This is a genomic window from Mesorhizobium sp. AR07, assembly GCF_024746815.1.
GTDB lineage: Bacteria > Pseudomonadota > Alphaproteobacteria > Rhizobiales > Rhizobiaceae > Mesorhizobium.
The window spans coordinates 1,061,341-1,073,401 of record NZ_CP080525.1; the positions used below are offsets into that span (position 1 = coordinate 1,061,341).

Consider the following 12,061-nt stretch of genomic DNA (forward strand, 5'->3'; position numbering starts at 1 on the left):
ATGGAAGGCGAGACCAAAAAACCGGTGCGTTCGGACCTCGACGAAGCCGCCCTCTACTTCCACAAGCATCCACGACCGGGAAAGCTCGAGATCCAGGCAACCAAGCCGCTCGGCAACCAGCGCGACCTCGCGCTCGCCTATTCGCCGGGCGTCGCCGCCCCTTGTCTCGAGATCCGCGACGATCCGGCAACCGCCGCCGACTATACGGCGCGGGCCAATCTGGTCGGCGTGGTCTCCAACGGATCGGCCGTGCTCGGCCTCGGCAATATCGGCCCGCTGGCCTCCAAGCCGGTCATGGAAGGCAAGGCTGTCCTGTTCAAGAAATTCGCCGGCATCGACGTCTTCGACATCGAGATCGACGCGCCCGGCATCGAGCGCATGGTCGAGACGATCTCGGCGCTGGAACCGACCTTCGGCGGCATCAACCTCGAGGACATCAAGGCACCCGAATGCTTCGAGGTGGAAGAGCAGCTGAAGGCCCGCATGGGCATTCCGGTCTTCCATGACGACCAGCACGGCACCGCCATCATCGTCGCCGCCGCCGTGCTCAACGGACTGGAATTCGCCGGCAAGACCATATCGGACATCAAGATCGTCACGTCAGGCGCCGGCGCGGCCGCCCTTGCGTGCCTCAACCTGCTGGTCTCGCTCGGCGCGCGGGTGGAGAACATCTGGGTCACCGACCGTTTCGGCGTCGCCTACAAGGGCCGCACCGACGAGATGGACCGCTGGAAGGACCCCTATGTGAAGGACACCGATGCGCGCACGTTGGCCGATGTCATCCCCGGCGCCGACGTCTTCCTCGGCCTCTCGGCGGCAGGCGTGCTGAAGCCGGAGCTGCTCCAGCACATGGCGCCGAAGCCGCTGATCCTGGCGCTGGCCAACCCCAATCCCGAGATCATGCCGGAAGAAGCGCGCGCCGCTCGTCCCGATGCGATGATCTGCACCGGGCGTTCCGATTTTCCCAATCAGGTCAACAACGTCCTGTGCTTTCCTTACATCTTTCGCGGTGCGCTCGATTGCGGCGCCAGCGCCATCAACGAGGAGATGAAGATGGCGGCGGTGCGGGCGATCGCAGCCCTCGCCCGTGAGGAACCTTCTGATGTCGCGGCGCGCGCCTATTCCGGCGAGACGCCGATCTTCGGTCCTGAGTTCCTGATCCCCTCGCCCTTCGATCCGCGCCTGATCCTGCGCATCGCCCCGGCGGTCGCCAAGGCAGCCTGCGACACCGGTGTCGCGACACGGCCAATCACCGACTTCCCTGCCTACATCGACAAGCTCAACCGCTTCGTCTTCCGCTCCGGCCTGGTGATGAAGCCGGTGTTCTCGTCCGCCAAGGCGTCGAGCGCCAAGCGCGTCATCTATGCCGACGGCGAAGACGAGCGCGTGCTGCGTGCCGCCCAGGTGGTGCTTGAGGAAGGCATCGCCGAGCCGATCCTGATCGGCCGCCCGCATGTCATCGAAGTCAGGCTGAAGCGCTACGGCCTGCGCATCAAGCCCGGCGTCGATTTCGGCCTGATCAATCCGGAAGACGATCCGCGCTATCGCAACTATGTCGACCTGCTGATGGAGCGCGCCGGCCGGCGCGGCGTGACGACGGAGGCCGCGCGCACCATGGTGCGCACCGACAACACGGTCATCGCCGCGCTGGCGCTGAAGCGCGGCGATGCCGACGCCATGGTCTGCGGCCTCGAAGGTCGCTTCGAACGGCATCTGCGCAATGTCAGCCTGATCATCGGCCCGCGCGCCGGCATCAAGGACCACGACCTGTCGACGCTTTCGATGCTGATCTCGCAGCGCGGCATCATCTTCCTGACCGACACGCATGTGTCCGTCGACCCGACCGCCGAGGAGATCGCCGAGATGACGGTGCTGGCGGCGGAAGAGATCCAGCGCTTCGGCATCGAGCCGAAGGCGGCGCTGCTGTCGCATTCGGATTTCGGCTCGCGGGATTCGCCGAGCGCGCTCAAGATGCGGCAGGCGGCGGCGATCCTGGCGCGCATCGCACCCGATCTGGAGTGCGACGGCGAGATGCATGCGGACACTGCCTTGTCGGAGCATCTGCGCCAGCGCGTCTATCCGCATTCGCGGCTGAAGGGCGAAGCCAACCTGCTGGTGTTCCCCAACCTCGATTCCGCCAACATCACGCTGACCGCGCTCAGGACCATGATGGACGCGCTGCATGTCGGGCCGATCCTGCTCGGCACCGACATGCCGGCGCATATACTGACACCGTCGGTCACCTCGCGCGGCGTCGTCAACATGACGGCGCTTGCCGTGGTCGAAGCCGCCCACAAGGCGCAGGCGGTCGTCAATCTGGGCTGAACACGGATTTCGCGGTAAACTGCGGTTAACCGCGAACACGGTAGCCTTGCGGACCAACAGGCGGAGTTTGGGCGGATGGCAAGCGGAGGGTGGAAGCAGGCGCATGCTGCCGTGCTGCTCGGCCTCTTGTTGTCCAGCGGCTGGGTAGCCGAGCCACAGGCCGCTTCGCGTGTCTGCCGCCAGTTGGAGGCCGATCTTGCCGCTGCCTCGCGCGCCGGCGGCGGCGGTCCTATGATGATCCGGAAATACGACGCCGCGATCGAAAGACAACGCGAACAGATTTCGAAGGCCCGTGGCCAGGCCAACAGCGCCGGTTGCGGTTTTTCCCTGTTCAGCCGCAACATCAATCAATGCGCCGGGCTGAACGCCACGATCGACCGCATGAACGCCAATCTCGACGCCTTGCAAGGCAAACGCGAGCGGCTGGCCGACAGCGGCTCGCGCCGCGACCGCGGCCGCATCCTGGCGGCACTCGACGCCAAGGGCTGCCGTGACGACACGGTTGCGCCACGGCGCGCACCGCAGCAGGAAGCGAACCGCGAAGACGGCAACGCAAACCTGTTCGACCAGCTTTTCGGCGGCAACAGCCGGCAGCCCGATACGGTCGACACGCTCGACCAGCCTGACGATCCCGGCGAGGAGCGCAATGTCCGCGTGCTCAACCAGCCCGGCGTACCGGATTTTCCAAGCGTCGGCGGGGAATTCCACACCTCTTGCGTGCGCACCTGCGACGGCTACTTCTTCCCGATGTCGAACTCGGCTTCCACCAGCGATTTCGAACGCGACCAGAAGAATTGCGAATCGAGCTGCCCCGGCACCGAGATGCAGGTTTTTTACTCGCGCGGCATGGATGATGATTCGGCTAACATGACGTCGTCGGTCACCGGCAGGCCCTACAGCGAATTGCCGACCGCCTACCTCTACAAGCAGTCCAACATGTCACGGCCGCCGGCTTGCGGCTGCAACGCCGCGCAAAATTTCCAGATTATTGGCGGCAACCCGCCGAACCCTGAGCAGTCGCGGCCTGAAACGGACGCCGCGCCGTTCATTCCGGTCCCGGTTTCCAAGCCCGATGCGGGCGCCGATCCGGAAACCCTGGCCAATCTGGAAGGCGGGCTCGACCGCGAAGCGATCAAGCGGCTTTCCGCCAAGCCGGTGGTGTCGCCGGTATCCGCCTTGCCGCCTGACCAACGCAAGGTCAGGGTCGTCGGGCCAACGTTCCTTCCCGACCCATCAGCGGCAATAGATCTGCAAGCTCCGGCCCCGAAGGCAGTCCGGTAAGCGCGAGCCTGAGCGGCATGAACAACGCCTTGCCCTTGCGGCCGGTCGCTTCCCTGATCTTGCCCGTCCAGTCCTTCCAGATCGTTCCGGTCCAGGGTTCCTCCGGCAGCAGGTCGAAGGCCTGCCCCAGGAAATCGCGGTCGTCAACGGAAAATTCCGGCTTCTCCCGCGGGCCTTCGCGCAAGGTACGCCACCAGTCCGCGGCATCCGCCAGCCGGTCGAGATTGCCACGCACCGCCAGCCAGAAAGGTTCAGCCTGTTCGCCCGAGACCCCGAGCACGATCAGCCGGTCGCGCGCCTCGGAGAACGGCATATGATGCAGTAGCGCCCGATTGAGCACGAACAGCTCGTCCGGATCGAACTTGGCGGCGGATTTCGACGTCGCCGCCGGATCGAAGCGTTCGGCGAGTTCGCCCATCGTCGGCAACGCCGCGACATTCTCCGAAGTGCCGACCAGCACGGCCAGCGAAGCGACCGCCATCGGCTCGATGCCGTCCTCGCGCAGGCTTTCGATGGAGAGCGCGCCGGTGCGTTTCGACAGGCCCTCCCCCGACGCCGTGGTCAAGAGGTTGTGGTGGCCAAACACTGGCGGCTGGGCAGCCAGCGCCTGGAACAAGGCGATCTGCACACCGGTGTTGGTGACATGGTCGTCACCACGGATGACATGGCTGACGCCCATCTCGATGTCGTCGACGACCGAAGGCAGCGTGTAGAGATAGGTGCCGTCCTCGCGCACCAGAACCGGGTCGGAAAGCGAGGCAAGATCAACGGTCTCCTCGCCGCGCACCAGATCGTTCCAGTGGATCTCGGTGCGTTCCGGCTGTTGCGGATCGACACTGAAATTGGGCAACAGGAAGCGCCAGTGCGGCCGGCGGCCATCGGACTGGTATTCGGCGATCTGCTGCGGCGACAGCGTCAGAGCCTCACGGCCGTAGACCGGCGGCAGGCCGCGCGTGCGGCGCACCTTGCGCCTGAGATCGAGCTCCTCAGGCGTTTCGTAGCAGGCGTAGAGAACGCCCGCCGCCTTCAGCCTCTCGACCGCCGCGTCATAGACCTCGAAGCGCCGCGACTGGTATTCTGTGGCATCGGGAAAAATGCCCAGCCAATGCAGATCATAGAGGATGGCATCGGAAAACTCCTGCTTCGAGCGGGCGATATCGGTGTCGTCGAAGCGCTGGATGAAGCGGCCCTTGTTGTTCATGGCGAACAGCCAGTTGAACAGAGCAGTGCGCGCATTGCCGATATGGATGCGGCCGGTCGGCGAAGGGGCGAAACGAACGGTAACTGTCATGAGCGGGGCGTACCGGATGCTTTTGTGATTGACAAGACGCGCCCCCGCGCGGTGCGGCAGACATAGAACATGACGCGCGCAATGAAAAGACCGCGCGGCGTGTGCCTCAGGAGGCGCGTAGGCGGCCGCGCCCGCCATGACTGAGCCCAGCTCGTAGCGTGCCAAGACATGTCTACTGGTGCCGACGACCAGGTCGTTGACGGCGATCAGCGGCCGAAGTCATCGGAACTGAGACGGGTCCAGCGGTCGCCCATCAACCCACCGATAAAGATGTCGCCGGAGCGGACCGCTTCCGTGACCTCGGCGATTCGCGAGCGGACCATCGTCCCCCCGGCATAGCGGAAGAAGACATTCTTGTAGCCGAAGAGTTGAGGCATGAATCTGCTCTGCGCCTGCCCGGTGATGCCCACGCAGCCCATATCCCACGCGGCCGCGATAAGGCCATCCAGCGTCGCGCCCCAGTGAGATCCGGACGCCTGGATTTGCAACAGGCACGCGATGTCGCCGGCTTGACCGTAGAAGGCATAACAACCGAGCATTTTGCCCGTTCCGTCGTAAGTCCCACCGAAATGAAGTGGGCCGTCGGCCCGCTTCTCGGCCGCCAGCGCGAGCAGCCGTGGCAGTTCGCCATCCTTCCAACTCGGCCGAAGAGAGTAATCGGACAGGAAGGTCGGCAGCCACTCGGCAAATTGCGCGGCATTGATCGGCTCACCGTGGACCCGTTGCGACGATGAAAGCTGGGCGGGGCGCTCGAACCTTCTTTTCGCAAGAGCATCGAATGCCCTCGCGCAGGGATCGAATGCCAAGCGAGGCAGGCCGGGCCATTTACGGTGCAGTGCGGCGGCGGCCATCGCAGCCGGCCGGAAAATACAGGTCCATCCCAGACAATGCACCGGCAGGAGTTGATACTTCATCGGGCGCGCGAAGGCCAAGGATGTCCGGTTGGCCGAATCGGTCAGCTGCAGATCGAATTCGCCTTGATGCACGGCACGCAGCAATTGCGGTCCGGCCGAGCCGTGATCGGTGCCGGGGTCGGCCATGAGCGGACCGATGATCGCCGCATTCAATGCCGCTCCATTGAGCTCGTAGCGAGCTTTCAGGACGCCGAGGAACCCACCCAGACGACCCTGCCTGTTGATCTGGACAAGAGCGTTGCTCTCACCGGACTGGCCGGCAGGGTCAAGATAGATCTCTCTCATATACTCGGCCGTCTCCGCGACCGCGCGATCGAGGAGGTGACGCCGCCGCCGGCGAAACTTCGTCAGGAAGAGTGCGGCGACGCGCTCGAGATCTTCGGCAGCGAGCGGTCGAACCGAGCCGTGCTGAGATTCCAGCACCGACGGCGCAGCCACCTTTTCCGGACCGGCATTTGCGGAAACGAGATGCATCGTGAAGCCTATGAAAGGTCGTCTGCCGCAGGGCGAAATCCTACGCTGATCAACCGGATCCCAGGATATGCATCGATCGCCTCTGGGTTGCTTTGAGAAAGAACATACAACCCAATGGTTGAAACAACGTATCTAGATCAGCATCAAAACAAAACGTGTCACAAATTCAGGATTTGAAAAGGAAAATTGCATGCCGCGTCGCGTCACTCCAACTGGCCTGATGAAAGGGCGCTGTTGCAACTGCAGAGTTGGCAGGCAGATTTGCCCGGCCAGCATACGCTGAGCGACAGGGACTTCGGACATCTCACGCCACGCCGATGCGCTCCACCCGCCAGGCTGATAGCGCCTGACAGAGCAATTCTAGGAAAAGTGTGAAACGGCTTTCCGTCCGGAATTGCGTTAAAACAAAGAGAGTGAGCGGGTCGGCGGCTCCGTGAAACGGTGAACCGCTCTCTAGAGGTGGCCTCCGGCCGAATCCGGAGGCCACCTCAGGTCAGATCACCAGGCCTTTGGTTAGTTCCAGTGCCTGGCGTTCGAACAGGCGGCGGTAGATGCCGCCCTTCAGCCGGATCAGTTCGTCATGCGAACCTTCCTCGACGATCTTGCCGCGATCGAAGACCAGCAGCCTGTCGAGCGCCCGCACCGTCGAAAGCCGGTGCGCGATGACCAGCGTCGTGCGGCCGACCATCAGCCGCTCCATCGCCTGCTGGATCAGCACCTCCGATTCCGAATCGAGGCTCGATGTCGCCTCGTCGAGGATCAGGATGCGCGCATCGGCCAGGAAAGCGCGCGCGATCGCCACGCGCTGACGCTCGCCGCCCGACAGTTTCACGCCGCGTTCGCCGACCAGCGTGCCGTAGCCCTTCGGCAGGTTGACGATGAAGTCGTGCGCGCTCGCCAGCCGGGCGGCATGCTCGATCTCGTCCTGCGTCGCTGTCGGCCGGGCATAGGCGATGTTCTCGGCCAGCGACCGGTGGAACAGGATCGGCTCCTGCTGGACGATGGCGATCTGTCCGCGCAGCGACGCCTGCGCCACCTGCGAGATATCCTGGCCGTCGACCAGGATCTTTCCCGCATTCACGTCATAGAGCCGCTGGATGAGCTTGACGAAGGTCGTCTTGCCCGACCCCGAATGGCCGACGAGTCCGACGCGTTCACCCGGTGCGATATCAACCAAAAAGTCGCGATAAAGCGGCGATCGATGACTGCCGTAGTGGAAAGGTGACAGTATCGAAGCTGATGCGCCCCTGCGTGATCCGGATCGGCTTGGCGCCGGGCCGGTCCTCGATGCCGAGCGGCTCGGACTGGAAATCGACCAGCTCCTCCATGTCGTTGATCGAACGCTGCAAATTGCGGATATGCGTGCCGATATCCCTGAGATAACCCTGCAGCACGAAGAACGAGGTCAGCACGAAGGCGACATCGCCGGCGCTCGCTTGCCCCCACGACCACAGCATCAGCGCCAGGCCGATCACCGCTGCTCGCATCACCAGCAGCAACGCCCCTGGCGTGGTGCCGTTGATGGTGCCGCGCACCCAGGTGCGCCTCGTGCGCGCGCGCCATTTGCCGACGACCCTGGCGAGGCGGCGCTCCTCGCGCTCCTCGGCGCCAAAACCCTTGACCACGGCGTTGCAGCTGACCGCATCGGCCAGCGAGCCGCCGAGGCGCGTGTCCCAGGTGTTGGCGAGCCTTGCCGCCGGCGCGACATAGCCAAGCGACAGCATCGCCGTCACCGTGATGAACAGCACCGAACCGGCGGCAACGACCGCGCCCATCATCGGCCAGAACCAGCCAAGCAGCAGCGTCGAGCCAACGAGCATGACGATGGACGGCAGCAGCGCGATCAGGATCGTGTCGTTGAGCAGGTCGAGCGCCCACATGCCGCGCGTCACCTTGCGCACGGTCGAGCCGGCAAAGCTGTTGGCGTGCCAGTCGGTGGAAAAGCGCTGAACGCGATGGAAGGCGTCGGCGGCGATATCCGCCATCATCTTCAGCGTCAGCTCGACGATCGCCATGAAGGCAAGGTTGCGCAGCACGACGCCGGCCAACGCCAGCGCCATGAGTATCGAAAACGCCGTCATCGCGGCATTCCAGGCAATCGCGTCGGCGCCGGCGCTGCTGGCGACGGCGTCGACCAGCCGGCCGGAATAGAGCGGCGTCAAGACGTCGGCCAGCGTCGACAGCAGGAAACCGCCCATGATGAGCGAAAGCCGCCACGGCTGGCGCCGCCAATGGGTGAGCGTGAAACCAAGAACGTTGCGAAAGGCGCTCGCGCGCAAATCGATTTTAAAACGAGCCATGATGTCATTCGGGCGCAAACGAGCCCGATCCCAGGTAAGTCGAAAATTGAAGAAACCGCGCAGGGGCTAATCGTTGCCCGGAATGCGGAGTGGCATATTTGGTGCGCCCGTAATCGGGCGGCGACCGGCATCGGCATGAGCCTGTGCTCGATCCGGCATCGGTGCGAGGATAAAACCCTCGCGGAACGCCTGATGAGACCTAGGCTTCGCGGCCTCGCATTACCTTCTGAAATACTGCCATTCGGACCTCCCGCAAATGAATCGCGGAAGGGTTCTTATAGAGACGCCCTGATGCATCGCCAAGATCGGCTCACGCCAAAAGTCTATCTGGTCCAAGCACTGAGGTTATTTTGCAACAACGGCGGATGTCGCCATGGTCGCGTGCTCCTCATTGCGGAATGCGATCGAGGCGCATGTATCGACCATCCGTCGATGGCTTGAAGCCAAGCTTTTCATAGACTCCATGCGCGTCGCTGGTCGACAGGCTCCAATGCGAAACCGTGCCGAGTTCAGGGTGATCGATGAGTGCCCGCACCAGTCGCAACCCAATGCCCTGCCCGCGATGTTCCGGCCAGATGATGATGTCGGCGAGATAGGCGAACACCGTGCGGTCGGTGATTGCCCGGCCGAAGCCGATCTGTTTGCCATCGACATAGGCGCCGGCGCAGAACGAATTGGCAAACGCGCGACGATGGAACTCGTCCGTGCGCCCCGCGCCCCAGTAACTGGCCATCAACAGGTCGGATGTCGCGCGGAAATCGATCCGTGCGAGGTCGAAGCTGATTTCACAGTCGGACATGGCTGTACCCTTGCCCGCGTGATTGCGCGAGCTTTCGGTCCGCGACCGGCATCTAGCCGCGATCCCTGAAACGGTTGGTGATGGGATAGCGGCGGTCGCGGCCGAAGTTCTTTTTGGTGATCTTCACGCCGGGTGCCGCCTGCCGGCGCTTGTATTCGGCGATGTAAAGCAGATGCTCGATGCGCGTCACCGTCGCCCGGTCGTGGCCCCGCGCGACGATGTCGTCGACCCCCATCTCGTTCTCGACCAGGCATTCGAGGATATCGTCCAGCACTGGATAGGGCGGCAGCGAATCCTGGTCGGTCTGGTTCTCGCGCAATTCCGCCGACGGCGCCTTGTCGATGATGTTCTTGGGGATCACCTCGCCGGAAGGCCCGAGCGCGCCCGGCGGCACGTGGCTGTTGCGCCAGCGCGACAGCGCGTAGACCTGCATCTTGTAGAGGTCCTTGATCGGATTGAAGCCGCCATTCATGTCGCCATAGAGCGTGGCATAGCCGACCGACATCTCGCTCTTGTTGCCGGTGGTGACGACCATCGAGCCGAACTTGTTGGAGATCGCCATCAGGATGGTGCCGCGCGCGCGGCTCTGCAAATTCTCCTCGGTGATGCCTTCCTTGGTGCCTTCGAAGAGTTGCGTCAGCGTATGCAGGAAGCCCTCGACCGGTTCGAAGATCGGCACGATGTCGTAGCGGCAGCCGAGCGCGCGGGCGCAGTCCTCGGCATCCTTGAGCGAATCCTTCGACGTGTAGCGGTATGGCATCATCACCGCGCGCAGCCTCTCCTCGCCGAGTGCATCGACGGCAAGAGCGGCGCAGATTGCCGAATCGATGCCGCCGGACAGGCCGAGCACGACATTCTTGAAGCCGTTCTTGTTGACGTAGTCGCGCAGGCCAAGCATGCAGGCGCGATAGTCGGCCTCCTCCCTGTCCGGGATCTTCGACATCGGCCCTTCCGAGCAGACCCAGCCGCCATCCGTCCGTTTCCAGGTGGTGACGTCGACCGCCTCGTCGAACTGGCTCATCTGGAAGGCAAGCCGCTTGTCGCCCCCTATGGCAAACGACGCGCCATCGAAGATCAGTTCGTCCTGGCCGCCAAGCTGGTTGGCATAGATGATCGGCAGCCCGCATTCGATGACCTGGCGGATGACGACCTGGTGGCGGACATCGATCTTGGCGCGGTAGTAGGGCGAACCGTTCGGCACCAGCAGGATTTCCGCCCCGCTTTCCGCCAGCGTTTCGCAAATGCCGACATCTCCCCAGATGTCCTCGCAGATCGGAACGCCGATGCGCACGCCGCGGAAATTGACCGGCCCCTGGATCTCGGGTCCAGCCTGGAAGACGCGCTTCTCGTCGAACTCGCCGTAGTTCGGCAGATCGAGCTTGTAACGCTCGGCGATGATCTTGCCGCCATCGGCGAAGACGATGGAATTGTGCGTGCCGCTCTTGCGCTTCAGCGGCGTACCGATGATGACGCCCGGGCCGCCATCGGCGGTATCGGCGGCAAAGTCCTGCGCCGCCTTTTCGCAGGCCTTCAGGAAGGCCGGCTTCAGCACCAGGTCCTCCGGCGGATAGCCGGCGAGGAAAAGCTCGGTATAGAGCACCAGGTCGGCACCCTGGCGGGCGGCATCCGCCCTCGCCTCGCGCGCCTTGGCGAGATTGCCTGATATGTCGCCAACGGTCGGATTGAGCTGGGCGATGGCGATGCGCAGGATGTCGAGCTTCTTGGTCATGCCTGCTGACTTAGCGCGGCAAATTTCGTCGGGCAATGGCGTTCGTTTGGACCACTTCAGACCGAATGACTTCAGTCATTCGCGTCTCGACCGATGGACAGACGTCGTGCCCATTCCGACCGATCGACGAATGTCGATCGTGCCCGCCGCACAGAGATGTTGATCGTGGCCGCGCCACCAGGGATCAATCGTCGCCCATGTATTCGCGCAACGCTTGCGGAGAATGGTTGTCGCCGATCGACATCGCCAGGATGCGCGAGATATGACGGCGCGGCAGGCCTGTCTGCGCCACCCACTGGTTGACCTGGGCCTGGATCTTGTCGAGGTCCCTCTTGGATGTCGGGCTTTCGGCGATATCGAGGCCGGCGTCGCGCAATGCCGCCGCCATATCGGCCGAAATGACGAACGCATCCCAGCCCAGCCAGCGCAGGAAATACTGGCCGGTGTTGCCGCCGAGCCGGCTGCCATGCTTGCCGAGATAGGCCATCAGCCCGACCTGATCGTCAGCCGGCCAATCCGCAAGGAAGTTGCCGAAGCCGCCATGTTCCCTGGACACACGCTCGACGAAGGCCGCGTTCTCGCGAACAGATCTGATTTTCTGCGGATTGCGCACAATGCGCTGATCGGAAGCCAGATCGTGCCAGAAATCGTCGGGCTGAAACAACAGCCGCTTAGGCTCGAAGCGCAGAAACGCCTCTTCGAAGCCTGGCCATTTCTGCTCGATGACGCGCCAGACGAAACCGGCGGCAAAGACGCGCTCGGCCATAACAGACAGAATGCGATCGTCCGCGATGTCAGCCACAGCTGCATTGTCGGGCGCCGGCCCCAAAAGCGATGAAAGCTCTGCCTCGCCGCCCTTGCGTTTTGCCGCACGGGCGCGGATTTTTGCGAAATCGGGCATTCTGCTTCCATCCTCACGGCGTGCTTTTGACGAACCGGCATCTTCCT

The 12,061-nt window shown here is 63.4% G+C and carries 7 protein-coding genes and 1 pseudogene; 2 read left to right on the top strand and 6 right to left on the bottom strand.

Annotation, left to right across the window (positions count from 1 at the left end; genetic code table 11):
• Both BPNPMPFG_RS05635 and BPNPMPFG_RS05640 read left to right on the top strand, forming a co-directional pair.
• Nucleotides 1-2,325 carry an NADP-dependent malic enzyme gene (locus BPNPMPFG_RS05635; protein WP_258593825.1) on the top strand — a complete coding sequence of 775 codons (2,325 nt, stop codon included), beginning with the start codon at nt 1-3 and terminating at the stop codon, nt 2,323-2,325.
• A 75-nt stretch (nt 2,326-2,400) separates the two neighbouring features.
• Nucleotides 2,401-3,606, top strand: a complete 1,206-nt coding sequence (locus BPNPMPFG_RS05640) for a DUF2865 domain-containing protein (RefSeq protein ID WP_258593827.1) — start codon at nt 2,401-2,403, stop codon at nt 3,604-3,606.
• Here BPNPMPFG_RS05640 and gltX read toward each other — a convergent pair.
• The 6 genes and pseudogenes from gltX to BPNPMPFG_RS05670 all read right to left on the bottom strand — a co-directional run bounded on the left by gltX (nt 3,524) and on the right by BPNPMPFG_RS05670 (nt 12,014).
• On the bottom strand, nt 3,524-4,897 hold the full coding sequence (gene gltX / locus BPNPMPFG_RS05645) for a glutamate--tRNA ligase (RefSeq protein ID WP_258593828.1): 1,374 nt from the start codon (nt 4,895-4,897) through the stop codon (nt 3,524-3,526). The two genes, BPNPMPFG_RS05640 and gltX, sit on opposite strands and share 83 nt — an antisense overlap.
• Before the next feature lie 206 nt (nt 4,898-5,103).
• Nucleotides 5,104-6,285, bottom strand: coding sequence for a hypothetical protein (locus tag BPNPMPFG_RS05650; protein WP_258593829.1), 1,182 nt, complete (start codon nt 6,283-6,285; stop codon nt 5,104-5,106).
• A 493-nt stretch (nt 6,286-6,778) separates the two neighbouring features.
• Nucleotides 6,779-8,585 (bottom strand): annotated as a pseudogene (locus BPNPMPFG_RS05655) (ABC transporter ATP-binding protein).
• 388 nt (nt 8,586-8,973) lie between these two features.
• Nucleotides 8,974-9,384: a GNAT family N-acetyltransferase gene (locus BPNPMPFG_RS05660; RefSeq protein WP_258593830.1), complete on the bottom strand. Its 411-nt coding sequence runs from the start codon at nt 9,382-9,384 to the stop codon at nt 8,974-8,976.
• A 52-nt stretch (nt 9,385-9,436) separates the two neighbouring features.
• Nucleotides 9,437-11,113 carry an NAD+ synthase gene (locus BPNPMPFG_RS05665; protein ID WP_258593832.1) on the bottom strand — a complete coding sequence of 559 codons (1,677 nt, stop codon included), beginning with the start codon at nt 11,111-11,113 and terminating at the stop codon, nt 9,437-9,439.
• Between the two features lie 184 nt (nt 11,114-11,297).
• The gene (locus BPNPMPFG_RS05670) at nt 11,298-12,014 is read right to left on the bottom strand and encodes a DNA-3-methyladenine glycosylase I (RefSeq protein ID WP_258593833.1); all 717 of its coding nucleotides are present in this window, start codon (nt 12,012-12,014) and stop codon (nt 11,298-11,300) included.
• Nucleotides 12,015-12,061: the final 47 nt, after the last annotated feature.